Origin of the sequence: Pelomonas margarita (genome assembly GCF_043555875.1) — a bacterium.
Taxonomy (GTDB): Bacteria; Pseudomonadota; Gammaproteobacteria; order Burkholderiales; family Burkholderiaceae_C; genus Pelomonas; species Pelomonas margarita.
In genome coordinates this window covers 160,461-184,718 of the sequence record NZ_JBIGHW010000007.1, presented here as the reverse complement: position 1 = coordinate 184,718, position 24,258 = coordinate 160,461, and the positions used below count along the sequence as shown (strand labels likewise).

At 69.2% G+C, this 24,258-nt stretch carries 18 protein-coding genes; 4 read left to right on the top strand and 14 right to left on the bottom strand.

All coding sequences use genetic code 11. The features are described 5' to 3' along the window. Positions 1-43 precede the first annotated feature (43 nt). The 3 genes from ACG0Z3_RS14385 to ACG0Z3_RS14375 are packed head-to-tail and all read left to right on the top strand — an operon-like array spanning position 44 to position 2,272. Positions 44-799 (top strand): class II aldolase/adducin family protein, encoded by a 756-nt coding sequence (locus ACG0Z3_RS14385; RefSeq protein WP_394398547.1) that lies wholly within the window; start codon positions 44-46, stop codon positions 797-799. Between the two features lie 4 nt (positions 800-803). Further along, positions 804-1,661 carry a bile acid:sodium symporter family protein gene (locus ACG0Z3_RS14380; protein WP_394398545.1) on the top strand — a complete coding sequence of 286 codons (858 nt, stop codon included), beginning with the start codon at positions 804-806 and terminating at the stop codon, positions 1,659-1,661. Then, entirely contained in the window at positions 1,658-2,272 is a 615-nt protein-coding gene (locus ACG0Z3_RS14375; protein WP_394398543.1) for a glutathione S-transferase family protein, read from the top strand. Before ACG0Z3_RS14380 ends, ACG0Z3_RS14375 begins: the two co-directional genes overlap by 4 nt. Before the next feature lie 13 nt (positions 2,273-2,285). On the opposite strand, the gene ACG0Z3_RS14370 is transcribed toward ACG0Z3_RS14375, so the two are convergent. Together ACG0Z3_RS14370 and ACG0Z3_RS14365 are read right to left on the bottom strand one after the other, a co-directional pair. Then, on the bottom strand, positions 2,286-2,690 hold the full coding sequence (locus tag ACG0Z3_RS14370) for a hypothetical protein (RefSeq protein ID WP_394398541.1): 405 nt from the start codon (positions 2,688-2,690) through the stop codon (positions 2,286-2,288). A gap of 118 nt (positions 2,691-2,808) precedes the next feature. Beyond that, positions 2,809-4,326 carry a Do family serine endopeptidase gene (locus ACG0Z3_RS14365; RefSeq protein ID WP_394398539.1) on the bottom strand — a complete coding sequence of 506 codons (1,518 nt, stop codon included), beginning with the start codon at positions 4,324-4,326 and terminating at the stop codon, positions 2,809-2,811. 290 nt (positions 4,327-4,616) lie between these two features. Between ACG0Z3_RS14365 and ACG0Z3_RS14360 the strand changes: the two genes are divergently transcribed. Next, positions 4,617-4,967 (top strand): H-NS histone family protein, encoded by a 351-nt coding sequence (locus ACG0Z3_RS14360; protein WP_394398537.1) that lies wholly within the window; start codon positions 4,617-4,619, stop codon positions 4,965-4,967. 22 nt (positions 4,968-4,989) lie between these two features. Here the strand turns inward: ACG0Z3_RS14360 and ACG0Z3_RS14355 are convergent, their stop codons facing one another. From ACG0Z3_RS14355 to ACG0Z3_RS14300, 12 genes are all read right to left on the bottom strand, one after another. Beyond that, positions 4,990-6,093 carry a glycoside hydrolase family 5 protein gene (locus tag ACG0Z3_RS14355; RefSeq protein ID WP_394398535.1) on the bottom strand — a complete coding sequence of 368 codons (1,104 nt, stop codon included), beginning with the start codon at positions 6,091-6,093 and terminating at the stop codon, positions 4,990-4,992. A 46-nt stretch (positions 6,094-6,139) separates the two neighbouring features. After that, positions 6,140-7,522, bottom strand: coding sequence for a glycoside hydrolase family 5 protein (locus tag ACG0Z3_RS14350; RefSeq protein WP_394398533.1), 1,383 nt, complete (start codon positions 7,520-7,522; stop codon positions 6,140-6,142). A 106-nt stretch (positions 7,523-7,628) separates the two neighbouring features. Next, a complete protein-coding gene (locus ACG0Z3_RS14345) occupies positions 7,629-8,432 on the bottom strand; it encodes a PEP-CTERM sorting domain-containing protein (RefSeq protein ID WP_394398531.1) in 804 nt (267 codons plus the stop codon). A 36-nt stretch (positions 8,433-8,468) separates the two neighbouring features. Next, complete coding sequence (locus tag ACG0Z3_RS14340; RefSeq protein WP_394398529.1) at positions 8,469-9,701, bottom strand: glycoside hydrolase family 5 protein; 1,233 nt, start codon at positions 9,699-9,701, stop codon at positions 8,469-8,471. Beyond that, the gene (locus ACG0Z3_RS14335) at positions 9,698-11,272 is read right to left on the bottom strand and encodes a GH39 family glycosyl hydrolase (RefSeq protein WP_394398527.1); all 1,575 of its coding nucleotides are present in this window, start codon (positions 11,270-11,272) and stop codon (positions 9,698-9,700) included. Before ACG0Z3_RS14335 ends, ACG0Z3_RS14340 begins: the two co-directional genes overlap by 4 nt. Then, positions 11,269-12,867 (bottom strand): family 43 glycosylhydrolase, encoded by a 1,599-nt coding sequence (locus ACG0Z3_RS14330; protein WP_394398525.1) that lies wholly within the window; start codon positions 12,865-12,867, stop codon positions 11,269-11,271. Before ACG0Z3_RS14330 ends, ACG0Z3_RS14335 begins: the two co-directional genes overlap by 4 nt. Next, a complete protein-coding gene (locus ACG0Z3_RS14325; RefSeq protein ID WP_394398523.1) occupies positions 12,864-14,309 on the bottom strand; it encodes an MFS transporter in 1,446 nt (481 codons plus the stop codon). Before ACG0Z3_RS14325 ends, ACG0Z3_RS14330 begins: the two co-directional genes overlap by 4 nt. A gap of 136 nt (positions 14,310-14,445) precedes the next feature. Then, on the bottom strand, positions 14,446-15,804 hold the full coding sequence (locus tag ACG0Z3_RS14320; RefSeq protein ID WP_394398521.1) for a GH1 family beta-glucosidase: 1,359 nt from the start codon (positions 15,802-15,804) through the stop codon (positions 14,446-14,448). Between the two features lie 21 nt (positions 15,805-15,825). Next, a complete protein-coding gene (locus tag ACG0Z3_RS14315) occupies positions 15,826-17,103 on the bottom strand; it encodes a GDSL-type esterase/lipase family protein (RefSeq protein ID WP_394398519.1) in 1,278 nt (425 codons plus the stop codon). After that, entirely contained in the window at positions 17,100-19,385 is a 2,286-nt protein-coding gene (locus tag ACG0Z3_RS14310; protein WP_394398517.1) for a glycoside hydrolase family 95 protein, read from the bottom strand. The genes ACG0Z3_RS14315 and ACG0Z3_RS14310 overlap by 4 nt, the downstream gene beginning before the upstream one ends. A gap of 5 nt (positions 19,386-19,390) precedes the next feature. Further along, positions 19,391-21,028: a DUF5597 domain-containing protein gene (locus ACG0Z3_RS14305; protein WP_394398515.1), complete on the bottom strand. Its 1,638-nt coding sequence runs from the start codon at positions 21,026-21,028 to the stop codon at positions 19,391-19,393. A gap of 55 nt (positions 21,029-21,083) precedes the next feature. After that, entirely contained in the window at positions 21,084-24,068 is a 2,985-nt protein-coding gene (locus ACG0Z3_RS14300) for a TonB-dependent receptor (protein ID WP_394398513.1), read from the bottom strand. Between the last annotated feature and the right edge of the window lie 190 nt (positions 24,069-24,258).

The window sequence follows — 24,258 nt, the reverse complement described above, 5'->3', positions numbered from 1 at the left end:
GCGCATGCCCCAATCGTCAGACAACCACTTGAAGGAGACAGCCATGACCTCGACCGTGCGCGACCAGGTAGGCCCCGAAGAATGGGCGCTGCGCGAAGACCTCGCGGCCTGCTATCGGCTCGTGGCGCTGATGGGCTGGGACGACCTCGTCTTCACCCACATCAGCGCCCGCGTGCCTGGCCCCGAGCATCACTTCCTCATCAACCCCTATGGGCTCATGTTCGATGAGATCACGGCCAGCAGCCTCGTGAAGGTGGACGGCCAATGCCACAAGGTGATCGACTCGCCGTACCCGGTCAACCCGGCCGGTTTCGTCATCCACAGCGCCGTGCACGCGGCGCGGCCCGACGTGCAATGCGTGCTGCACACCCACACGACGGCCGGTGTGGCGGTCAGCGCGCAGGCGGGTGGCGTGCTGCCCATCTCGCAGCAGAGCACCTTCGTGCTGGCATCGCTGGCCACGCATGGTTACGAGGGTGTGGCCTTCCGCCCCGACGAGGGGCCGCGCCTGCAGGCCGACCTGGGCGCCGCCACCTTCCTGCTGCTGAAGAACCACGGCCTGCTGACGGTGGGCCGGTCGGTGGCCGATGCCTTCCTGGCCATGCACACCTTCGAGGCCACCTGCCGCATCCAGCTCGCCGCACAAAGCGGCGGCGGCGCGCTGACGCCCGTGGACCCCGCCATCCTGCGCGGCACCGCCGAGGCTATGCGCGTGCAGACCGGCGGCCTGGGCGGCGCCTTCGTGTGGCCGGCGTTGCTGCGCAAGCTGGACCGCCTGAACAGCAACTTCCGGGACTGATGCCGTGACCGCTGCCGTGTTGACCAATGCGCTGCTCGGCGTGCTCGCCGTTGTCATGGCCGGCCTGGGCCTGTCGCTGACGCTGGACGATTTCCGCCGGCTGCGCGACCACCCGCTGGCTGCCGTGCTGGCGTTGGGTCTGCAGGTTCTCGTGCTGCCGCTCGTGTGCGTGGCCGTCATCGCCGCGTTCAACCTGCCGCCGCTGTACGCCGTGGGCCTGATGCTGCTGGCCGCGTCGCCAGGCGGCATCACGGCCAACCTTTTCAGCCACCTGTTCGGCGGGCATGTGGCGATGAACCTGTCGCTGACGGCGTTGAACACCGTGCTGTCGCTCGTCACGCTGCCGCTGATCGCCAACTGGGCCATCGCGCACTACGCCGGTGGCGGGCAGGTGGTGCCGTTGCCGTGGCAGAAGCTGGCGGAGGTCATCGGTGTCATCGCCGTGCCGGTGCTGCTGGGCATGGCCGTGCGGCGCTCGCGGCCCGGCCTCGCAGCGGCGCTGGACAAGCCGGTGAAGGCACTGTCCGCCGTGCTGCTGGTTGTACTGACCGTGGCGGCCATCGCCAAGGAGCGCGAAGCCTTGATGGGCGCAGCCGGCGAGCTGGGCGGCGCCGTGCTGGCCTTCAATGTGCTGAGCCTGGCCGCCGGCTACGGCCTGGGACGCACCGCGCGGCTGCCGCGGCCGCTGTGCATTGCCATCGCCTTCGAGGTGGGCGTGCACAACTCGACGCTGGCGCTGTACCTCGCGTTGGGCGTGCTGCAGCAGTTTCCGGTCGCGCTGCCGGCGGCGCTCTATTCCGTCAGCATGTACGTGACGGCGCTGCTGTTTGGCCTGTGGCTCAGGCGACACTCGACAGCATGAAACTCCTGGGCCGTCTCACGTCGCTCAATGTCCGTAAGGTCACCTGGACCGCTGCCTTGCTGGGCCTGGACCTGCCTCGCGAGGATTGGGGCACGGGTTTCCAGTCCACGCAGCAGCCCGAGTACCTGGCGTTGAACCCCAACGGCCTGATCCCGGTGCTCGTCGATGGCGACTTCGTGCTGTGGGAGAGCAACAGCATCTGCCGCTACCTGGCAGCCAAGCTCGGCGCCACGGCGCTGCTGCCCGCCGAGCCGCAGGCCCGCGCCCGCGTGGAGCAGTGGATGGACTGGCAGGCCGGCGAGCTGAATAACTCGTGGCGCGTGGCCTTCATGGCGCTGGTGCGCGGCCAGCCGGCGGCGCCGGAGGCGGTTCAAGCCAGCGTGGTGGGCTGGAACCGGCACATGGCGATGCTGGACGCGCAGCTGGCGCGCACCGGGGCGTTCGCGACGGGGGATGCGTTCACGCTGGCCGACGTGGTGCTGGGGCTGTCTGCGCAGCGCTGGCTGAACGCGCCCATCGAGCGGGCCTCACTGCCGGCGGTGAGCGCCTGGCTACAGCGTCTCGGCGCCCAGCCAGGTTTTTCTACCTACGTCGACAACGGCATGCCCTGAGGCAAGGCGGCACTCAGCGCGGCGGCTTGAGTGTGCCGCGACCCACCTGGCGGCCGCCCTCGTAGACGCCGAATTCCAGCCGGTCCTCGCGCAGCCGCAGCGTGTCCAGGCAGGTGGCCGTCAGGTCGGTCGTCTCGCCGGGCTCCAGCTTGTCGGCTGGCGGCGGCAGCTTCAGCGCGCAGGTGACGCCGTCCTTCATGCCGGCGAAGCGCAGCTGCGGGCGGTAGCCGTTGTAGAACGGCGTGTCCCGGCCGATTGGGCCTTGTCGAGTCAGCAGCGTCACGCTGGCGGGCAAGGGGCTGTCCTTGACGAACTCCAGCGTCCTGGGCGCAGGCTCGCCGGCCGTGGCCGACGAGATGACACCGAGCAGCGCGGCCGTGGCACAGGCAGCGCGCAGGTCAGGAAAACAAAGCGGCATGGGGCGTGGCCAGAGTGAAGCGAAAGAGGTGCGGATTGCAGCAGTGCAGGCGCCGCATGGCCATCCCTATGGCCATGCGGCGGTGCATCGCAGGGGCAGGCCCGTGCGGCCTCGGCCCTCAACCCATGCGCACCGGCACGAAGATCTGTTGTCCGTCGCGGGCTACCAACAGGGCCACGGACTTGGGCGCATCTTTCATCGCCGCCCGCACCTCGTCAATGCTCTTCACCGGCTTGCCGTTCAGCGCCAACAACACGTCGCCGGCCTGCACGCCGGCCAGTTGGGCCGGACCAGTCACGCGCTCGATCAGCAAGCCGCCGTCCAGCCCCGAGCCGCGCAGCTCCTGCGGCTGCAGCGGGCGCAGCGCTAGACCCAGCTGGCCGCCCTGTGGCGCCGCGCTGGCTTCTTGCGTCTCCTTGTCGGCGCGGCCCAGCGCGACGGTCTCGGTCAGGCCCTTCTTGTCGCGCCACAGGCTGAGCTTGAGCTTGTCTCCCGGCTGCGCCAGGCCCACGCGGCTGGACACATCGCCGGCGATGCGCACGGGTTCGCCATCGATGGCGGTGATGACGTCGCCCGGCTTCAGGCCCGCCTTGGCAGCCGCACTGCCCGGCATGACGCTGGAGACCAGCGCGCCGTCCGGCGCCTCCAGGCCGAAGGAGGTGGCCAGCGGCGCGGACAGGTCCTGCAGCGTGACGCCCAGCCGCGCGTGCTCCACCTTGCCCGTGGCGACGATCTGGTCCTTGATCTTCAGCGCCACGTCGATGGGGATGGAGAAGGCCAGGCCCTGAAAACCGCCGCTCTGCGAATAGATCTGTGCGTTGACGCCAACGACGCGGCCCGAGGCGTCGAACAGCGGGCCGCCGGAGTTGCCGGGGTTCACGGCCGCATCGGTCTGGATGAAAGGCACGACGCTGTCGCCCGGCAGGCTGCGGCCCTTGGCGCTGACGATGCCTTGCGTGGCCGTCTGCTCGAAACCGTAGGGCGCGCCGATGGCCAGCACATAGTCGCCCACCTGCACCTGCTTGGCATTGCCCAGCTGCACGGTGGGCAGGTTCTTGGCGTCCAGCTTCAGGACGGCGATGTCGGTGGCCGGGTCGCTGCCCAGCACCTGGGCCGCGAACTCGCGGCGGTCGCTGAGCTTGACGGTGACCTGCTTGGCGTCGCGCACGACATGGGCATTCGTCAGCACCAGGCCGTCGGGGCTGATGATGAAGCCCGAGCCCTGGCCGCGAAAGGGCTGAGCGCCCTGTTGCGGCATGCGCAGGCCCGGCACGCCGCGGAAGAAGCGGAAGAAGGGATCGTTCTCCATGCCTTGCGGCAGCTCCGCACGCTCCTCGCCGCCGGCCTTGTGCAGGCCGGCCACGGTGATGCCGACGACGGCCGGACCCTGCGTCTGCACGATGGCGCGGTAGTTGGGCACGAGTGCGGGGGGCAGCGCGGCGTCCGAGGCCGGCGTGGCGGCGGCTGCCAGCGCGACGGTGGCAGCCGGGGCGCCGCCGCCGGGGGCCGTCACCGGGGCTTGCGACTTGGTCAGGCCAGGCAATGTCCAGCCGTTGGCCGCGGTGGTCAGCGTCACGCCGGCGCCCAGCAGGGCGGCGGCTGCGGCGGTCAGGGTGAGCTTGGTGGTCTGGGTCATGGCGGGCTCCTCGAGCAACAGGCTGCGGCGCAGCCGATGCCGTGGACTCTAGGAAGCCGAGGTGAGCGCTCGATGAGGCGAAAGTGAGGCGAACGTTAGGACGCTGCCGGCCCCGTGGCCGGCCATGCGCCGCAATCGTGCGCATTCACGTCAAGCGATGCCAGCTTTTGCCGCAATGATTGGGTGGCATTGCAATGGCCATGGGTTTCCATTGAGGTTGAGGCATTCGGCGAATGAATCTTCCGTGATTGAATGCGGCACTCAGAACAACCATTTCAATGGAGCACCGAATGGCCAAGAGTTTGCAAACGCTGTTGAAGCAGATTGCCCAATTGCAGAAACAGGCCGACACATTGCGCTCGCGCGAGAAGTCGGACGTCATCGACCGCATCAAGGAAGCCATCGCCCATTACGACATCACGGCCGATGAGCTGTTCGGCGGCACGCCGGCCCGTGCGACGCGCAAGCGGGCCGCTGCCAGCCAGCCGCGCAAGGCGGCCGCGGCCAAAAAGGCGGGCGGCGTGGCCAAGTACACCGACGGCGCCGGCCGCACCTGGTCCGGCGTGGGCAAGCGGCCCACCTGGTTCAAGGACGCGCTGGCCGCCGGCAAGTCGGCGGAAGATCTGCTGATCAGCCGCTGACCCGGCCCGCGCCGCGCGCGGCTCAGTCGCTGCGCATGGCGCCCATGATGGCGGCCAGCAGGGCGCCATCCAGCACGCGGCCGGTCGCCCGGTCGAACAGCGCGAAGCCCTCGCGCTTGTCGAACACGCCGTTGTCCCAGTACACCGGCACCAGCCCGCGCTGGTGTGCGGCGCGCGTCACGTAGGCATTCCAGTCGGCGCGGTAGCGCGCCGCACCGGGCTGCGACGGGCGCGCCACGGCGCCGTATTCGCCCAGGATGACGGGCACGCCCCGGTCCACGAAATGGGCCTTCATCTTGTCGAACTGCCGGTCCACATGGGCCTCATCGCCCCAGCCGGCGGTGGCCTTGGCGTTCGTCGCGCCGCGCCCCCATTGCCAGACCTGGCCCTCGTTGTTCAGCGTGAACTCGTAGGGGTCGTAGTAGTGCACTTCCATCATCAGCCGGCCCGGTGTGGGGTCGGCGGGCAGCACGGCGAAGTCCACCGTGTGGTCGATGTTGGTGTTGAAGCCCTGCACGATGAGATGGCGGCGCGGGTTGTTGCCGCCGGTGGCGCGCACCGTGCTCACGAAGGTCTGGTTGAAGCTGTTCTGCACCTTCACGTACTCGGCGCTGGGCTTGCCGTAGTCGCCTTCCACCATGACCTCGTTGGTGCCCGCGAACAGCAGGCCTTCGTCGTGGTCCTTGAAGTGCTCGGCGATCTGCGTCCAGTAAAGCGCCAGGCGGCGGTTGACCTCGGTCTGGTGTCGGGCCGTGGGCTGCATCCAGCCACCGTCCCAGTGGATGTTGATCATGACGATCAGGCCGGCCTCGCGCGCCCAGCCCACGACCTCGGTCACGCGGGCCAGCCAGTCGGGCCTGATGCGGCCTTGCGCATCGGTGTACTGCTGCCAGGCCAGCGGGATGCGGATGGATTGGAAGCCGGCGGCCTTGACGGCCTGGATGAGCGGGCGCGTGGTGCGCGCATTGCCCCAGGCCGTCTCGCCGCCAATGGCTTCCATCGAGTTGCCGAGGTTCCAGCCTGGCGCCATCTCGCGGGCCAGCTCGGCGCTGCTGAGTTCGCGCCAGGGATCGGCCTGCACCGCGAGCGAGGCCAGGGCGAGCAGCAGGGTGAGGATCAGCTTCATGGTCTTGTCTTCAAGTCTTCAACTCAGGGGTGCCGGCGCTGGGGCGTTACTTGGCCGCGTTCACGACGGCGCTGATCAAGCCCGGGTGGACCTGCGCGCCGCTGCTGCGGTCGAACAGCCCCATGCTGTGGTTGGCATTGGGCAAGCCGGCGTCCCACCAGACCGGCACGGCGCCGCGCGTCCAGGCGGCGCGGGCGACGTAGCGGCTCCAGTTCGTGCGGTAGGTCTCCGAGCCGGCGTACTGCGTGCGGCGGATGGCGCCGAACTCGCCCAGGATGACCGGCACGCCGGCATCGACGAAGCGGGTCTTCATCTTCTGGAACTGCGCGTCCACGAAGGCCTCGTTGGCCCAGGCCTCGGTGTTGGCGGCGCTGGTGGCGGCGGCGCCCCATTGCCAGATGGTGCTGTTCTCGTTGAGCGTGAAGTTGTAGGGGTCGTAGAAGTGCACTTCCATCATCAGCCGCTTGGCTGCCGGGTCGGTCGGCAGCGTGGCGAAGTTCACCGTGTGGTCGATGTTGGTATTGAAGCCCTGCACGATGAGGTGACGGGCCAGGTTGCCGCCGCCGGTGGCGCGCACTGCATTGACGAAGGCCTGGTTGAAGCCGTTCTGCACCGTGTAGTACTCGACGGTGGGCGTGCCGTAGTCGCCGTCCTTCATGACCTCATTGGTGCCGGCGAACAGCAGCGTGTCGTCGTAGCCCTTGAAGTTGTTGGCGATCTGCGTCCAGAACTTGGTGATGCGGGCATTCGCCAGCGCCTGGTTGGCATAGGTGGGCTGCATCCAGCCGCCGTCCCAGTGGATGTTGACCATCGTGTAGAGGCCGGCGTTCCTCGCGTAGTTGACGACCTGGGTCACGCGGCTCATCCAGCTGGCGCTGATGTTGTCGTTGCCATCGGCGTACTGCTTCCAGGACACCGGGATGCGCACGCTTTTGAAGCCTGCCGCCTTGACCGCGTTGAACAGCGCCTGCGTGGCGGGCGGGTTGCCCCAGGCGGTCTCGCCGCCAATGGCTTCCAGCGAGTTGCCCAGGTTCCAGCCCGCACCCATCAGCTTGGACAGCTGCAGGCTGCTCAGGTCGCGCATGCCGGGCACCGTGATCGTGAAGGCCCGGGTGGACTTGGCGCCGCAGCTGTTGGTGTAGGTGGCCGTGGCGGTGCAACTGTGCTTGGCGGTGAGGTTTTGCTGGCGCGCCGTGCCGCTGCTGCCGCAGCCGCTCCAGGCCCAGTTGCCGCCCGAGGTGGGCTGCGGGCCCAGGCTGACGGCGCTGCCGGCGGCGGTGGTGGCCGTGGAGCTGCTGCTCCAGGCGGCCGTGCCGACCTTGATGTAGGGCGTGATGGCGGTGGCCGTGCAGGTCTGCGCGACGGCCTGCGTCTGCGCGGCGAGTGCGAGTGCCAGCAGGCACAGGGAGTTGCTAAGGGTCGATGCCATGGTTGTCTCCAGTGGGGCGGGTGGGGGCGCGGCACCTCGTGTCGGGTGCTTGCGCCGTGGCGGCGGGGCTGCCGGCCGGCAGCGCCTCGGTGCCTGGGGCGGCTGCTCAGCGGCGGCGGTGGCGCAGCGCGAGGGCGGCGAGCCCCAGTGCCAGCAGCATGGCCGGCGCGGGCTCGGGGACGGGGGCTGCCGTGGCCGACAGCACCTGCGCCGAGGTCAGCAGCGTGATGCGCGCCACGGCAACCTCGCTGGACGCGTTGTCCCAGCTGACCGACAGCGTCGCGGGGCCGTTGTAGGCGACGGAGAAGTCCGGCGCGTCTATGGCCTGCGCCTCGGCGTTGACGAAGCCGGCGCCGCTGGCGTTGTGCCAGATGCCTAGCGTGGCCAGCGCCATCGCGGTGCCGCCCTGGCCGGTGGCGGAGAGGCTGTCCAGCGTCAGGTTGACCACCACCCGCGTGCGCCCGCCCACCATGAAGGCGGCATCCCACAGCCGGGCGGTGGCGGTGGCCACCTCGCCGCCGCTGGCGCTGGCGAACGACGTGGCCGCGCCGGCGCTGCTCAGGTCGCCGCCCGAAAAGCGGACGCTGGCGCTGGCCGAGGCAGTGCCGTTGGCGACGGCCGCCTGGCGGCTGCTGCCCAGCCAGCCGCTGGAACCATCGAGCAGGCCGGCGTTGCCAAGGCTGGCCTCGGCGACGGTGGCCGGTCCGCTCGCCGGCCAGCCGGGCCCGGTGTTCTGCACCAGCCAGGGCCACGCGCCGGTGATCCAGGGTTCGGCGTCCAGCGCCACCGTGGTGACGACGACGTTGGAGATGCTGACCTCGGCGGTCGCGGCCTCGGCGGCGCCTGCCGCAGGCGCGGCCATGCCCAGGGCCAGCGTGAGTGACAGGGCGGCGAAGAAGGCTTGTCTCATGGCTTGTCTTTCTTGGGGTGAAAAGCGCTCGCCCTCTCAGCGCGCGCCGTCCATCAGCGCGGCCAGGAGGGGGGCGTCGAGCACGCGGTTGCTGTTGCGGTCCAGCAGGCTGCCGGTGTCCCAGTAGAAGGGCACCAGGCCGGCCGCGCGGGCGCGCTGCGTGACGGTGCGCACGTAGGCGGTACGACTGCGGCGGTGCAGGGCGAGGGCGTCGCCCGTGAGCGTGCTGCTGCGGTCCTGCGCGCCGTACTCGCCGACGATGACCGGAATGCCCCGGTCGATGAAGCGGGCCTTCATCAGCCCCACCATCGTGTCCAGCGTGGCTTCTTCGCCCCAGGTGGGGTTGTGGGCGGTGTCGGTGGCGGAGTGGTTGCCCTGGCCCCAGTAATAGAACTGGTTGCCCCAGCTCTCGTCCTTGGTCATGCCGGTGAAGTTCCAGGGCGTGTAGTAGTGGACTTCGGCCATCAGCCGGCCGGCCACGGTGTCGGTGGGCCAGCCTGTCATCAGCTGGCTCGTCAACTCCACATCGGTGGACGGGCCCTGCACGACCAGCGTGCGCCAGGCGTTGCGCCCGCCTGTGGCGCGCACGGCGTCGATGAAGGTCTGGTGGTAACTCATCAGCACCGCCATCTGCGCGGCGGTCTTGACGTTGGGCTCGTTGGCGCTGGCGAACAGCAGCCGGCCGTCGACGTGGCACAGCGCCGTGGCGATCTGCTCCCACAGCGCCTTCTGCCGGTGGTTGACGGCCACCTGCTTCTCGGGCGTGACGTGCTCCTCCAGCCAGCCGCCGTCCCAGTGGATGTTGAGAACGACATGCAGGTCGGCGTCCACGCAGTACTGCACGACCTCCTGCACACGGGCCAGCCAGGCGATCTCGATCTTGGCCGTGGCGGCGTCGGCGTAGGGGTTCCAGGACACCGGCAGCCGGATCGCGTTGAAGCCCGAGGCCTTGGCGAACTGCACGAACTCGCGCGTGATGCGCGGGTTGCCCCAGTAGGTCTCGCTCTTGCCGCCGACGGCCTCCAGCGTGTTGCCGATGTTCAGCCCGAGGCGCAGCTTCTGCGCGATCTGCAGGGCGTTGTCGGCCATGCCGGTCGCATCGGCGGCCTTGGGGCTGGTGTTGTAGTTGGGGTAGGGCGAGGCGGCAGCCGGCGGCGGTGCCGGCGCGACGGCGGCCGGGGTGCTGGCGGAGGCCTCACCACCGCTGCCACCACCGCCGCAGCCGGCCAGCCCCGCCAGCAGGCTCAGCGCGGCGTCGCGGCGCCTCATGCGCCCAGCCGCTTCAGGCCCAGCAGCACGACGTCGTGGCTGCGCAGCTTCAGCGTGACGGTGGCCGTGCCCTGGGCGCCCACGCGCAGTTCGCGCCGGGCCTCGGGCTGGTCCGTGGTCAGGCCCTGCAGCGTGGCGAGCTGGCGGGCGTCCAGGTTCTTGGGGGAGCCCATCTTCAGGTAGGCCGTGTGCGCGTCGTTGACCTCGTAGCCCACGCGGTGCTGCGTGAGCTGGTAGCGGCCGGGCGCCATGCCCCGCAGGTCGACCGTGGCGGTGCCCACGTCGCGCGAGGGCTGGGGCTTGCCGAAGAAGCTGCGGTTGCTGACCTTCTGCTCGGTGTTGCGCCAGTCCCAGACGATGGCCTGTAGCTGTTGGCCGTCGGTGGCCGCCCAGGTCTGCTCGTCGCTGGTGGGCACCTGCCGGCCGTTCAGCCGGGCCAGCGCGGCCAGGTACTTGTAGCTGAACCAGGTCGGCTTGCGGATGCCCTCGCGCGTCATCAGCCCAAAGCCGCCGTGGAAGGGCGCATCCGGCGGGCCCGGCTCCTCGAACAGGTCGCTGTAGACCCAGTAGCTCATGTGCTGTGCCAGGCCCTGCGAGCCCTTCAGCTTGGTCAGCACATAGGCGGCGCTCATGTAGCTGTCGTGCACCAGGTCACGCGGGTTGTAGCTGCTGCTCCATTCGGTGAAGAACATCGGAATGCCGGGCAGGTGGGAGGCGTCGATTTCCTTGCGCACGCGGCGCACGTCGGCCAGGATGGCATCGGGCGTGGCCAGCAGCATCAGGTCTTCCTTGCCGAACTCGTCCAGGAAGCCGCCGTCCACGCCGTAGGTGTGTACGGTGACGAAGTCCACCGGCGTGTCGGTCGCCTTGGCATGCGCCAGGAACTCGGGTACCCAGGCCGCGCCGGCGGTGGCCGGGCCGCCCACCGGCAGTTGCGGGTCGATGGCCTTGATGGTCTTGGCCGTTCGGGTGTAGAGGTCGAAGTAGGCCTGCTTGTCGGCCTTTTCCCAGAAGCCGTCGAGGTTGGGTTCGTTCCAGACCTCGAAGTACCAGCTGCGGACTTCCTTCTCACCATAGCGTTGCAACAGATGGCGCGTGAACGCGTCGATCAGTGTGACCCAGCCCTTGGGCTCGGGGTGCGACGTGTTGCCGGCCCAGTAGAAGATCTTCAGGTCGGACGTCTTCAGCGCCAGCGGCGTGAAGCCCAGCTCGATGAATGGCTTGATGCGCCGCGCGAGCATCGCGTCGTAGAGTTTGTCGATGCCGGTGAAGTCGAACACCAGCTGGCCGGCGGCGTCGCGCGTCACCGTCTTGAACACGTCGTGGAAGATGGCGTGGAAGCGCAGGTAGCGAAAGCCCAGTTCATCCACCGTGGTCTTCAGCTGGGCCAGCGAGTCCTCTCGGAACAGCGTGCCGGGGTAGTCGGCGCCGACGCAGTGGTCGAAGAAGCGGTCCAGCGGCTGGCTGGCGGTCGCCAGGTCCAGCACGATGCGGCGCTGTGGCGGCGCGGCCTGGGCCGCCAGCGGCAGTGCGGCGGCGGCGGCGATCACTTGGCGGCGGGAAGGCGTCATGCGGGAAGTCCTCGGTAGGTGAAGTTGCGGGCGCGCACCTCGCCGGCCCCGGCGCTGAACAGCGCAGGCCGCAGGCTGACGAAGCCGCCGAACACGTTGTGATGCAGGCCGGAGACCTCCATCTGCCAGGGGTGCTGGGTCCAGGTGCCGCCGCCATCGTGGCTGACGTGCCAGGTGACGATGTGCTCGCGGTTGACGAGGCGGATGCGCACGCGGCGCGTGCCCGTCGTGGCGGGCAGCGGCTCGCGCATCCACGCGTGCTCCTGGCCGTAGCCATAGGTCAGCATCTGCGTGGCGCTGAAGCCCAGGCCGACATGGCCGCGCTCTTCGTAGAACAGCGCCAGGCCGCCGTGGCCGTCGCCAGTGATCTCCAGATCCACCGTGACCTCGTAGCGACGGTCGCCGCAGGCGCAGGTCAGCGGCGAGCTGTCCGGCAGCGCCCGGCCCTTGCCGCGGATGACGAGGGACGGACCGTCGAAGCGCAGGCGCCGGGCTTCGTCCGGCCCCGGCGCATGGAAGGCCCATTGCAGGCCGAGCTTGCCCGAGGAAAAGTCATCCGACAGCGCAAAACCAGCCGGGCTCGGCTTGCCGCCGCGCGGCTTGGGCAGCGGCTGGTCCAGCGTGCCGCCCTTGGCGCGCAGCCAGCCGTCGGCGGTCCATTCGACCGGCTCCAGCAGCGCCTGGCGGCCCAGCGTGCGAAAGCCGTTTTCGTAGCCGTGATAGACCATCCACCAGTCCCCCGCCGGGCCTTCGACGACGGTGGCGTGGCCGCGCGACCACCAGGGCTCGTCGATGCTCGTCGTGCGCACGATGGGGTTGTTGGGCGCGTCCTCCCACGGCCCATGCACGGAGCGTGAGCGGGCCACCGTGACCATGTGGCTGGTAGGTGGCCCGGCCGTGCCGCCGACGGCGCTGATCAGGTAGAACCACGCGCCGCGCCGGAACAGCTTGGGGCCCTCGGGCGCGAACATCTCGACCACCCAGTCCTTGGGGTATTGCCAGGGCGTCCACGCGTTGGCCTGCAGCTGGCCGTCGGTGGTGAGGCCGTCGTCGCTCAGCCGCACGCGGCGGCCGCCGTTGACGAAGAGGTAGCGCCGGCCGTCCTCGCCCACCACGTGGCCGGGATCGATGCAGCCAGGGATCTTCAGATCGATGGGTGCACTCCACGGGCCGCGGATGTTGTCCGCGTGGATGACGTAGATGCCGGTGCCGGCGTCCTGCAGCACCGGGATGTAGAGGTAGTAGCGGCCGGCGTGCTTGATGAGGTCCATCGCCCAGACCGTGCCGATGGGCTGGTGCAAGGCGGCGGTGATGGGCGTCCAGTTCACCAGGTCCTGCGAGTGCCAGATGACGGCACCCGGGTAGGACTGGAAGGACGAGAAGGTCATGTAGTAGTCGGCGCCGTCCTTCAGCACCGTCGGGTCGGCATGGTCACCGGCCACGATGGGGTTCAGGTAGCGGCCATCGCCGCGGTCGGCCTGGCGCTGGCCTTCGAGGCCGACGCCCGGCCTGGGCGCCCCCGCCACGCCGGCCGAGGCCGGCACGCTGGCGCCGGCCAGGGCGAGTTGCAGGGCGTGCCGGCGCGACAGCGTCATACCGTGCCTCGCGTGCTTTCCAGCTGCCGGCGGATGTCCAGCATGCGTGCCTCCGTCAGCGGGAAGCGCAAGATGGCGATCAGTGCCAGCACCAGGCCGATGACGGGGATGCCCGACAGCAGCAGGCGTATCCAGAGCAGGGCCTCGGGCGTCTGCACGTTCAGCTTTGAGTCAAAGCCCGTGAACTGCAGGATCCAGCCCGACGCGCCGACGCCGAGCGCGATGCCGACCTTGGTGATCCAGGACTGGCAGGCTGAGAACGAACCTTCGCGGCGCTGGCCGGTCTGTGATTCGTCGTAGTCGACGACGTCGCCGATGGTGGCGCCGTAAAGCGTCCAGAAGCCTGCGCCGGTGAAGGCGACGAAGCCGCAGGCGAACAGCTGCAGGTAGGGGCGCTCGGGGTCGTACAGCCACCAGTCGCCGATGAATGCGGCGATGGCCATCACCAGCACCGTGGCCAGTGCGGCGCGCTTGCCGTGCTTGCGCGCGATCCACGTGAAGAACGGGATGCCCGCGAAGCCGAAGGCCATGCCGGCCAGTCCCATGGCAGTGTTCCACTTCGTGGCCAGCGTCACGTCGCCCTTGCAGACGTAGTAGACGGTCGCGTAGTAGCCCAGGGCGCCCACCATGGCCGTGCCGATGCCGTAGGCCAGCGCCATCAGCAGCACGTGGCGGAAGGGCTTGCAGCGCAGCGTGCGCCACAGCGTGTCGGCGAAGGGGATGTGGGTCTGCGTGCGCGACACCAGCTTCTCGTAGTAGCGCTCGCGCACCAGCAGGAAGATGGCGATGGACACCGCCACCATGATGGCGCCCAGGATGGCGCAGTAGGTCTGCGCGCCGCGCAGGATGTCAGGCTTGCCGGTGGCGGGGTCGTTGAAGATGGCCAGCGTCGTGAACTGCGCGGCGAAGAACATCGCCAGCTCCGGCCCCTTCTGGATGGCGTTGCGGATGGCCATCACCGAGGTGCGCTCGTGATAGTCCGGCGTCATCTCCGAGCCCAGGCTGACCCAGGGCATGTTGAAGCAGCTCATCACCGGCACGTAGACCAGCATGCTGACCAGCATGAAGACGAAGTACTGCGTGTCGGTCCAGCCCTTGCCGACGGCAAACATCAGCGGCAGGCCGATGCCGGCGAGTACGCCGCCCACCAGGATGAAGGGCCGCCGCCGGCCGTAGCGCGTGCGGGTGTTGTCGGAGAGCCAGCCGAAGATGGCGTCGCTGGCGGCGTCGATGAAGATCTTCACCATCTGCACCGTCGAGATCAGCCCGGGTGCCACGCCGAGGAAGATGTTGAAGACGTGGAAGGCCAGCGAGGGGTAGAGCCAGTGGCCCCACATGTCCAGGATGGAGCCCAGGCCGAAACCCACCTTCTGCCGCATGGGCAGGCGGTCGGCCGACGGTGGCACGACGGCCATGTTCAGGGTCAGATTCTGCGGATTCATGGTGTAGGGCGGGTCATGACCCGCCGTTCGGTGGCGGCAACCCGCCGTTCGGTGGCGACAGCCCGCCCGTGCCGGCGGGTCATGACCCGCCCTACGAAGCTCGGCGTCGCCGTCGGGTGTTTTGTTTCAGCGGGGCTCAAAGAATCCGCCGCTCACGAATGATGTCGGCGTAGTACAGCGCCGACAGCTTGGGCGTGCGCACCAGCGTCTCGTAGTCGCAGTGCACGATGCCGAAGCGGCGCTGGTAGCCGTCTTCCCACTCGTAGTTGTCGATGAAGCTCCACAGGAAGTAGCCGCGCAGCGGTACGCCGTCGCTGATGGCGCGGTGGGCTTCGCGCAGGTGGTTGCGCAGGAAGTCGCGGCGGTGCAGGTCCAGCACCTCGCCGTTCACGACCGGCTCGTCGTTGTAGCCGCAGCCGTTTTCGGTGATGTAGAGCGCCTGGTGGCCATAGCACTCGGCCGCGAAGCGCGTGGCCCAGTAAATGGCCTGCGGGGCGATGTGCAGCCAGGGGCTGTCGGCGCGCGGGTAGTTGGCCGGCAGCGGCACGGTCTCCCAGGCGGCGCCGTTGCGGCTGGCGCGCACGTAGGTGCCGGTGTAGATGTTCAGGCCCAGGTGGTCGGTAGGCAGGCTGATGAGCTCGAAGTCGCCGGGTAGCACGGTGGGCGCGTCGGCTCCCACGCGGGCCAAGTAGTCCGCCGGGTAGCGGCCGGCGTGCATGGCGCCCAGCACGTGGGCGTTCTTCTCCAGGAACCACGCCTTGGCGGCGGCGATGTCGGCTGGCGTCTCGGTGACGGGGATGCAGACGTCGCAGTTGTCGGTCAGGCCCACGACGGCGCCCGCGCCGCCGAACTCACGCACGGCCCTCACCCCATGCCCGTGGCACAGCAGCGCGTGGTGGAAGGTCTGGTTGACGACTTGGGCGCTCTCTTTGCGGCCCGGTGCCTTGGTGCCGTAGCCGTAGGCCAGCAGCGTGAAGCAGCGGATCTCGTTCATCGTGATCCAGTGCGTCACCTCGCCGGCAAAGGCCTTGACGATGGTGTCGGCGTAGCGGGCGAAGGCGTCCACCGTGACGCGCGAGGTCCAGCCGCCGCGCTCTTCCAGCGCTTGCGGCAGGTCCCAGTGGAACATCGTGACCCAGGGTGTGATGCCGTGCTTCTTCATGCTGGCGAACAGCCGGTGATAGAAGTCCAGGCCGGCGGGGTTCAGTTCGCCGTCGCCGTTCGGGTAGATGCGCGGCCAGGCGATGGACAGCCGGTAGTGCTTGACGCCGAGGGACGCCATCAGCGCGAAGTCCTCGTCGAAGCGGTGGTAGTGGTCGCAGGCGACATCCAGCGTGTCGCCGCCGAGCACCTTGCCGGGCTCGCGGCTGAAGCGGTCCCAGATGGATTCGCCCTTGCCGTCGGTGAAGGCGGCGCCCTCGATCTGGGCGGACGCGGCGGCGACGCCGAACACGAAGTCGGTGGGGAAGGGGCTGGAGTAGGTCAGTGCGGTCATGGGGGCAGGGAGGAGGCGCCGTCAGGGCGCCAGCAGAGGGGTCAGGGTGGCGTCCAGGCGGCGGGCCCAGATGTCGTAGCCGGCCGGGCTGAGGTGCAGGAAGTCCGGCAGCAGGTCGCGGGACAGCGTGCCGTCCGGCTGGGTCAGTGCGGGGCCGATGTCGAGCAAGCGCACGCGCTGGCCGTCGGCCAGCGATGGCAGCAGCGCATTGATGCGGGCGTTGTGGCGGCGGGTCAGGTCGTCGGGCGTCTCGCCGCGCGGCAGCAGCGCCATCAGCAGCACGGTGGCCTGGGGTTGGCGGCGGCGGATCTCGTCAAGGTTGGCGCGGATGCCGGCCACGGTCAGCGTCGGGTCTTCCAGCCGCTCGCCGGTGTTGTTGGTGCCGATCAGCATCACGACGACCTTAGGCGCCATGCCGTCCAGTGCGCCATGGCGCAGGCGCCACAGCAGGTTCTCCGTGCGGTCGCCGCCGAAGCCCAGCGCCACGGCGTGGTGGGGGGCGAAGTGGCGGGCAAATGCCGCCGTACCTTCCTTCTCCCAGCCTTGCGTGATGGAGTCGCCCAGGAACACCAGGTCCACGCGCCGGCCGGCGGCCTGATGTGCGCGCACCTCGGCGATCTTGGACTCGTGGCGCGGCAGCCACCAGTCCACCGCCCACGACTCCTGCAGCGGCTCGGGCGTGACGGACTGCGTGCGGTAGTCGGGGCAGGCCGTGGTGGGCTTGCCGGCCTTGTTCAGGCGCAGCCGGCTGACGCGCACCTCACCGCTGCCGGTGCCTTCCAGCGTGAAGGGCAGGTCCACGGCGCTGAAGTCGTCCCCTTCCCGCCAGAAGCATTTCAGCGCGAACGACAGGTGCTGCCGGCCCTGGCCCGCCAGCGCGCGGCCGGCGAACAGGAAAGGGATCTTGCGTTCGCAATCCTTGCCGCAGCCGAGCTTGAACTTGAGGCCGCCTTGGGCAAGGTCGATGACGTCGAGGTCGAACTCGACGGTGCCTTGCGGCAGGTAGGCGTTCAGGTCCAGCGGCTGGCCGCCCTGCCAGCGCAGCTGCGCGATCCAGCTGTGGCTGAACTGCAGCGTGACGGCCCCGTCGTCGCCGCGCCGGGCGGCCACGCGGCTGCTGGGCACGCGCGGCTGGGCGGGCTTGGGCACGGTGACGCGCTCGCCAGCCAGGCGGGCCTGGCCCTCGAAATCGGTGACGGCGATGTGCCAGCCCGGCGCGGGGCGGCCGGTGTCCAGGTCCAGTGACTGCGCTGTCAGCGGCAGCACGGCCAGGCAGAGGGCGTGAAGCAGGCGTCTCATGGCAGAGGGAACTCCAGCGTGCGGGTCTGGCCGGGGCGCAGTTGCAGCTCGATGACGCGCTCGCCCACGCGCAGCCGGCCGCCGCCCGCGCCGGCCACGGCGCGCACGGAGGTGCGCGTCACTCGGCCCTGGGCCCAGGCGATATCGACGACGAAGCCGCCGCGCGCGCGCAGGCCCTGCACCGAGCCTTGCCCCCAGGCAACAGGCAGGGCGGGCAGCAGGGCGATGACGCCGTCATGCGACTGCAGCAGCATCTCGGCGATGGCGGCCGTGGCGCCAAAGTTGCCGTCGATCTGGAAGGGCGGGTGGGTGTCCAGTAGATTGGGGTAGGTGCCGCCCTGGTGCACCTCCGCGCCTTCGCGGGCCTTGCGCGCGCCGGGCTGGGCCAGCAGGCCGCGCAGCAGTTCGTGGGCGTGGTTGCCGTCGTGCAGCCGGGCCCAGAAGGCGATCTTCCAGGCCATGGACCAGCCGGTGCTCACATCGCCGCGTGCGGCCAGCGTGGTGCGGGCTGCCGCTGCCAGCGCGGGCGTGCGGGTGGGCGAGATTTGCCGGCCGGGGTAGAGCGCGTAGAGGTGGGACACATGGCGGTGCGTGTCGCGCGGCGTGTCCAGCACTGGGTCCTTCAGCTCCTCCATCCACTCCAGCAACTGGCCCCAGCTGCCGACGCGCGGGCCGGCCAGACGGTCGCGGATGGCGGCGGCGCGGTCGCGGGCGGCGGGCTCGCCCAGCACCTCGGCGGCCTGGGCGAGGTTGTCGAAGTGGTCCCACAGGATTTGCTGGTCATAGGCCACGCCGTCCTGGATGGGGCCGTGCTCGGGTGACCAGCCGTTGGGCGCGACGAGCCCGCCGTCGGGCGTGGTCCTCAGCCGGTCTTCCCAGAACTCGCCCACCTCGCGCAGCACGGGCCAGGCCACGTCGCGCAGGAAGGTGCGGTCCTGCGTGAAGGCGTAGTGCTCCCAGAAGTGGCGGGCATACCAGGCGTTGCCAGTCATGTTCCACAGGTAGCCCTGGTGGCCGAAGGGGTTGGTCTCGGTGCGCAACGCCCAGCCGCGCACGGGGGTCCCGGTTGTGGTCAGGAAGGTCTCTGGCGGCGGCTGCACGGAGTTGTCCCAGGGCGGTGTCTCGGGCGGCAGGGCCTGTGGGTTGGTCAGCGCTAGCGCGGCCCGCTCGGACACGGCGTGGCGCCACGCAGGGATCAGGCGCTGCACGAAGCGGTGGAAGGGCCGTGCGGTCTCGGCGAGGTTGGTTACCTCGGCCGGCCAGTAGTTCATCTGCAGGTTGATGTTGGAGTGGTAGTCGCTGTTCCACGGTGGCTGCAGGTGGTCGTTCCACAGACCTTGCAGGTTGGCCGGCAGCGAGTCCCGCGAGCTGCTGACGAGCAGGTAGCGGCCGAAATGGAAATACAGCGCCTCCAGCTCGGGGTCGTTGCCGTGCTGGGTGTAGGCGGCCAGGCGGGCGTCAGTGCTCAGTGCGCGGCGCTCGGGCGGGGTGGCGCCCAGGTTCAGCGTCACGCGGCCGAGCAGGGCGCCCACGTCGCGCTCGTGCGCGGCGCGCAGCTGCGCCCAGCGGGGTGCGGCGGCCGCCTGGCGCTGCACGCGCGGCAGCGGTGGCTGGCCGTCGGCAAAGCTGGTGCCGGCGCCGAGGATGAGGGTCAGTGCGTTGACGCCGTTGAAGCGCAGCGTGTTTCCGTCGACGCTGACCGTGCCACCTTCATGCACGACGCGCAGCTGGCTCGCATAGGCCATGCCGTTGGGCAGCGCACCGACAGCGGTCAGCGTGTTGTTGGCCGCGCTGAGTGCCGCGCCATGGCGGTCGGTCAGCGCGATGCGGCCGTGGTAGCGGCCGGGCCGGTCAGCCGTCAGCCGCCAGGCGATGACCTGGGCCGGGTGGCTGGCCAGCGCCTCGCGCGTGAAGCGCACGCCGTGCTGCGTGTAGGTCAGCCGGTTCACGGCGCGGGCGATGTCCAGCTCACGGCGGTAGTCGCTGACGGGCGCGTCGGCGTCGTCCAGCGTCAGCACCACGTCGCCGAAGGGCTGGAAGGCGCCCATGGTCCGGCGGTCCCCGGTCCACAGCGTGATGTCGTTGAACTGCAGGCGGTCGCGCGCCACTTGGCCGAACAGCATGGCACCCAGGCGCCCGTTGCCGATGGGCAGGGCCTGCTGCTCCCAGCCCTGCGGTGTGTCCGGCGCCGGGCTGGCGTAATGCAGTACCTGCTCGGCCGCCTGCAGGTGCAGGGCGGCACAGCCAGCGAGCAGGGCGGCGATCAGGCGGCAGCTGCGCATGAGGGTCAGTGGGGGCGTGCCATGGTGATCTTGAGCATGACGGGCTCGGTCGGCAGGTTCAGGCCCCAGTCCACCTGGTCGCCGTTCCAAACGCGCTCCATGACCCAGCGGCCCTGGGCATCGAAGCGGCCCTGCTCGGCGCGCAGCATCATGCCGCTGCTGCCCTCGGCGGGCTCCATGCGCACGCGCACGCGCTGGCCGATCAGCAGGAACTCGTCAGGCCCCAGCTGCGCCATCGCGGCGCCGCCGTTGGGCTCCTCGGTGCCCGGCGCGGGCTTGGCGAACTCCGGGCCCCAGCTGGCCTCGCCGAAGCGGCCCAGGCGGTAGGTCAGCTTGGCGGTCCAGCCGGGGAAGTCCAGCTGCTGGGGCTTGCGGTCGTCGGCTTCGCCGACGCCGCGCACCTTGCCGTCGAAGGCCCACTGCGCCCACTGGCGCTGGATGGGCGCGAACATGCGGTAGACGCGCTCGAAGGGCTCGACGATGGTCTTGTCGGTCGCGGTGGCGCCCAGCGGGTGGTTGCTGTAGTCGAAGTAGTCCATGCCGAATGGCGACACGCCGATGGCGCCCCTGCCCAGCATTGAGTACAGGTAGCGCCCGTAGGCCGACTTGGAGCCGATCTCGGGCACCCACAGCGCGTTGTCGGCGCGCTGGAACAGCCGCAGGTTGGCCTCCACCTGGGCGGACTCGGCGTTGTAGAGGTCGGGGCCGACGATGTCCACAGCCGGCGCGGCGGCCTTGTAGATGTCGATGACGTCCCAGCTCGGGCCGCCGCTGGAGAAGTTGTTGGCCCAGGGCTTGGGCGGCTGCTCCAGCGGGTTGCGCAGCGCGTTGTTGACGAACATGGGCAGGTCGTACACCGCGCGGCCGGCAGCGGCGATCTCGCCTATGTAGCGGGCGATGGCCCAGGCGTGGAAGTATTCGTCGGCGTAGTCGCCATAGACCTCGCGCCAGTTGCCGGTGGCCGCGAGTTTGGGCTTCTGGCGCGCCAGCACGGCGGCGGGCACGGGCTGCTCGAACGCGGCCTGTGCGGCCGGCGCGAAGTCGCGAACGAGACCGTAGGTGCCGACTTCGTTCTGCACCTGCACCATCAGCACGGTGCGTTGCTGGGCGTCGATCTTCTTGAGGTGCGTCATCAGCGCGACGAAGGCGCGCTTGTCGTGCTTCAGCGTCTCGGTGCCGAAGGGGCTGAGGCAGTAGCTCGCCTTGCCGTCCTTGTCGCGCATGGCCGGGAAGCGCTGCGGCGCGAGCTTGACCCAGGCCGGCGTGTACTGCGCGCTGGTGTTCTTCCAGGTGGCGAACCACAGCAGCACGAGGCGCTTGTTCTGCTGGCGCGCCTGCTGGACGAGTGTGTCCACGAAGCTGAAGTCGAAGCGGCCTTCCTCGGGCTCCACCTGCTCCCAGGCCACGGGCATCAGCACGGTATTGGCCTTGAGGTCGTTGGCAGCGGCCCAGACGGGACCCAGCCCGGCGGGGTAGTTGCTGGAGTTATGCGCCTGCGCACCGAGGATGAGGAAGGGCTTGCCGTCCACGAGCAGTGCGTGGCGGCCGTCCTTGGCGACGAGGCGCGGTGCTTCCGCGGCCCAGGCGGGCGCGATGGACAGCAGGCCGGCCAGCACCGCTGCGGCGAGGTGGGTTGATTTCATAGCGGATCCTGAAAATCCGGCGGCGCGGTGGCCGCCGGACGGTCGTGTCAGCGCATCAGAACGAGTAGCTCGCCTGCACCGAGTAGCGGCGGCCGGTGTAGTTCACCGCGCGCGTCATCATGCCGATGTTCTGCTGCATCAGCTGCCGTGCCAGCGCGTTGTTCAGGTTCGAGCCTTCGAGGCTGAAGCTGAACTTGTCGTTGAAGCGGTAGGTGATGCCGGCGTCGATCTGGCCGTAGTCGTCGCTCCAGGTGGGCAGCGCGTAGGCCACGCCGGTGCCGTCGGCCAGGCGGCCGTCGCCACCGCGCGTGCCGTTGGCGTTGACGGCTTGCAGGTACTTGGAGCGCCAGCTGTAAGCCACGCGTGCCGAGATCGGGCCGTAGTCGTACAGCAGCGCCAGGTTGTAGGCGTTGCGGGACAGGTTGGTCAGCGGCAGGTTGCCGAAGGTGCGGCCGTCGGTGTCGCAACCGTTGATGTTCAGGTTGAGGTTGACCGCGTCGGTGCTGGTGCCGGCGCAGAAGGCCGACAGCACCGGGTTGTACGGCGTCGTCTTGCTGTCCACGTAGGTGTAGTTGGCCTGCACGCCCAGGCCCGACATCCAGCCCGGCAGCATGTCGAAGTAGCGCTGGAAGGCCAGCTCGAAGCCGCGGGCATGGCCCTTGGCGCCGTTCACCGGCGACGTGACCGTGAAGTTCAGCGGCGTGCCGTTGGTGGCCGGCAGTTGAAGGGTTGCCGACTGGCTGACGATGATGTCCTTGAGCTCCTTGTTGAACAGCGCCAGCGTCACCGAGCCGTTCTTGGAGAAGTACCACTCACCCGACAGGTCCAGCTGTGTGGACTTCACGGGCTTGAGCAGTGGGTTGCCGCTGGCCGTGCCGCTCAGGCTGACGGAGTCGACGACGATGGTGTTGCCTTCGGTGCGCTGCTTGGTGGACAGCTCCATCGTCGTGTAGGCCTGCAGCTGTGAGAAGTCGGGGCGCGAGACGCCCTTGCCCAGCGCGGCGCGCAGCTGCAGCTCGTTGCTCAGCTTGTAGCGCAGGTTCAGGCTGGGCAGCACGTCGGTGTAGTTCTGCTCGGCCTGGATGGGGCTGCTGAAGCTGCTGATCACCGGCACGGCCACGCCGCCCAGGCTCTGGCCCGCGTTCAGCGTGGGGGCGCTGTTCTTGAACACGACGTAGCCGCTGGCCTTCATGTCGGTGCGCACGACACGCACGCCGACGTTGCCGTCCACCGGCGCGCCGACGTCGTTGAAGTCGAAGCGCAGCTGGCCGTAGACGGCCTGCGAGCGCTCATGCTGTTCGTTGGTGCCCGCCGGGTCGGTGCCGAAGCTGGCCGGGGCCCAGGCCGTGCAGCCCGAGCGCCAGGACTGCGGCATGCACAGCACCTCGTCGTGGTACTTGTGCAGCAGCTGGTAGGAGTTCGGGTAGTCCTTGGCCAGCGACACCGCCGGCACGTAGATGGCCGGCACGCTCTGGCCGCCGAAGAAGTTGTCGAAGGTGTGCAGCCGCGTGGGCGCGTTGAAACGCGGGTCGTTCAGGTAGGCCAGGCCGGTGATGTCCCAGCCGCGCTGCCAGGTCTGCGTGATGGCTGACCAGTTGTAGTCGGGCACCGTCTTGGTGGTGGTGGCATCGCGGTCGGTCAGGCGGATGCCGAAGGACAGATCCTGCAGCACGGCATGGTCGAAGTTGAACTTGCCGTCCGCGCGCCAGGCCTTCTGCTCGGCCTTGCTGCGGTCCAGGTGCTCCATCGTGAAGGCCCAGTAGTAGTTGGCCTTGTTCTGCAGCGCGGCCAGGTCGCTGGCATCGAACACCACGCGCGGCGTGCTGCCTGACAGGTCCAGCGTCTCCTTGGGCATCAGCAGGCCGGTGGCGACAGTAGAGTCGAACGCATTGGTGGTGGACTTGACCAACTGCAGGTCGGTGCTGAACGACCACTTGTCGCTGGCCTTCCAGGCGAGGTTCCAGCCCAGATCCTTGGTCTTGGAGTTGCGCGTCATGTAGCGCGTGTCGGCGCCGAAGTTGACGCCGCCGTCGGCCGGCGAGGTCAGCGTGCCGCTGACGAAGACGTTGTTCTTGTCGTACTTGGCATCGCTGCCGACGACGATGTTCCAGGGCGTGGTCTGCGCGAACAGCGCGTTCTCGTCCCACTGCATGCGGTACTTGGACTGGAAGTAGGTCAGCGAGCTGCTGAGGTCATCCTTCTTCCACTGCAGTGCGCCGTACAGGCCGTTGCGGTTGCGCTCGAAGTTGGAGTCGCGCCACTGCGCGCCCTTGGGCACCCAGTGCGTGCTGTCGATCTTGTAGTAGGGCTCGACCTGCCACAGATCGGTGCGGGTGGAGCTCTTGCTGTGGGCCAGGCTCATCAGCATGCCGACCTCGCCGATGTCGGTCTTCCAGCGGTTGGACAGCAGGCCGGAGGCCGAGGGGCTGAACTTGCCCTGCAACTCGTTGTAGTTGCCGCTGGCCGTAACGTGGCCCTTGAAGCCGGCGTAGTCGAAGGGCATGGCGGTGCGCAGGTTCACCAGGCCGCCGATGGAGCCCTCGATCTGCGCGGACGACGGGTTCTTGTAGACGTCCACCGCGGCCATCAGCTCGGGCGGCACGTCCTCGAAGTTCAGCGCGCGTCCGCCGTTGGCCGAGAAGGTGTCACGGCCGTTGACCTCGGAGCGCACGTAGGAGAGGCCGCGGATGTTCACGCTGGAGCCTTCCACCGAGTAGTGCTCGGGGTCGTTCTTGGCCATCGTGCGGTCAATGGTCACGCCGACGATGCGCTGCAGCACCTCGGTGACGGACTTGTCCGGCAACTTGCCGATGTCGTCGGCCACGATGGAGTCGACGATCTCGTCGGCGTTCTGCTTGATCTTCTGCGCCGACTCCAGCGCCGCGCGGCGGCCGCTGACGACAACGGTCTCGACCTTCTGCACCGGCGCCGACGCAGCGGCGGCCGGCGGGGGCGCGCTCTGCGCCACGGCCAGGCCGCTGCACAGCAGCGCCGCCTGGGCGGCGGCGATGGAAATCAGGGTTCTCTGGGGCTTGTTCACGGATGTCTCCTCTCGAAGTGCTCGTTGGCACGGGGGATGGTGTTTGCCGAGGGGTACTGCTGCTGGTTCGGCGGTGGGGAAAGGGGCGTGGGCGCGGCGGCGGGCAAGGCTGGCGGGGAGGCGCGGGGCGGAAATGTCAGCGTTGTCAGTCGGCGCGGAAAAAACCGCTGCGTGTCGGCGCGTCAGGCGC

Excerpts from the sequence above, each read along its gene's own strand:
- ACG0Z3_RS14315 (WP_394398519.1), bottom strand. The coding sequence starts at position 17,103 with ATGAGACGCCTGCTTCACGCCCTCTGCCTGGCCGTGCTGCCGCTGACA.
- ACG0Z3_RS14375 (WP_394398543.1), top strand. The coding sequence starts at position 1,658 with ATGAAACTCCTGGGCCGTCTCACGTCGCTCAATGTCCGTAAGGTCACC.
- ACG0Z3_RS14320 (WP_394398521.1), bottom strand. The coding sequence starts at position 15,804 with ATGACCGCACTGACCTACTCCAGCCCCTTCCCCACCGACTTCGTGTTC.
- ACG0Z3_RS14335 (WP_394398527.1), bottom strand. The coding sequence starts at position 11,272 with ATGACGCCTTCCCGCCGCCAAGTGATCGCCGCCGCCGCCGCACTGCCG.
- ACG0Z3_RS14360 (WP_394398537.1), top strand. The coding sequence starts at position 4,617 with ATGGCCAAGAGTTTGCAAACGCTGTTGAAGCAGATTGCCCAATTGCAG.
- ACG0Z3_RS14370 (WP_394398541.1), bottom strand. The coding sequence starts at position 2,690 with ATGCCGCTTTGTTTTCCTGACCTGCGCGCTGCCTGTGCCACGGCCGCG.
- ACG0Z3_RS14365 (WP_394398539.1), bottom strand. The coding sequence starts at position 4,326 with ATGACCCAGACCACCAAGCTCACCCTGACCGCCGCAGCCGCCGCCCTG.
- ACG0Z3_RS14330 (WP_394398525.1), bottom strand. The coding sequence starts at position 12,867 with ATGACGCTGTCGCGCCGGCACGCCCTGCAACTCGCCCTGGCCGGCGCC.
- ACG0Z3_RS14305 (WP_394398515.1), bottom strand. The coding sequence starts at position 21,028 with ATGAAATCAACCCACCTCGCCGCAGCGGTGCTGGCCGGCCTGCTGTCC.
- ACG0Z3_RS14345 (WP_394398531.1), bottom strand. The coding sequence starts at position 8,432 with ATGAGACAAGCCTTCTTCGCCGCCCTGTCACTCACGCTGGCCCTGGGC.
- ACG0Z3_RS14325 (WP_394398523.1), bottom strand. The coding sequence starts at position 14,309 with ATGAATCCGCAGAATCTGACCCTGAACATGGCCGTCGTGCCACCGTCG.
- ACG0Z3_RS14355 (WP_394398535.1), bottom strand. The coding sequence starts at position 6,093 with ATGAAGCTGATCCTCACCCTGCTGCTCGCCCTGGCCTCGCTCGCGGTG.
- ACG0Z3_RS14340 (WP_394398529.1), bottom strand. The coding sequence starts at position 9,701 with ATGAGGCGCCGCGACGCCGCGCTGAGCCTGCTGGCGGGGCTGGCCGGC.
- ACG0Z3_RS14310 (WP_394398517.1), bottom strand. The coding sequence starts at position 19,385 with ATGCGCAGCTGCCGCCTGATCGCCGCCCTGCTCGCTGGCTGTGCCGCC.
- ACG0Z3_RS14385 (WP_394398547.1), top strand. The coding sequence starts at position 44 with ATGACCTCGACCGTGCGCGACCAGGTAGGCCCCGAAGAATGGGCGCTG.
- ACG0Z3_RS14350 (WP_394398533.1), bottom strand. The coding sequence starts at position 7,522 with ATGGCATCGACCCTTAGCAACTCCCTGTGCCTGCTGGCACTCGCACTC.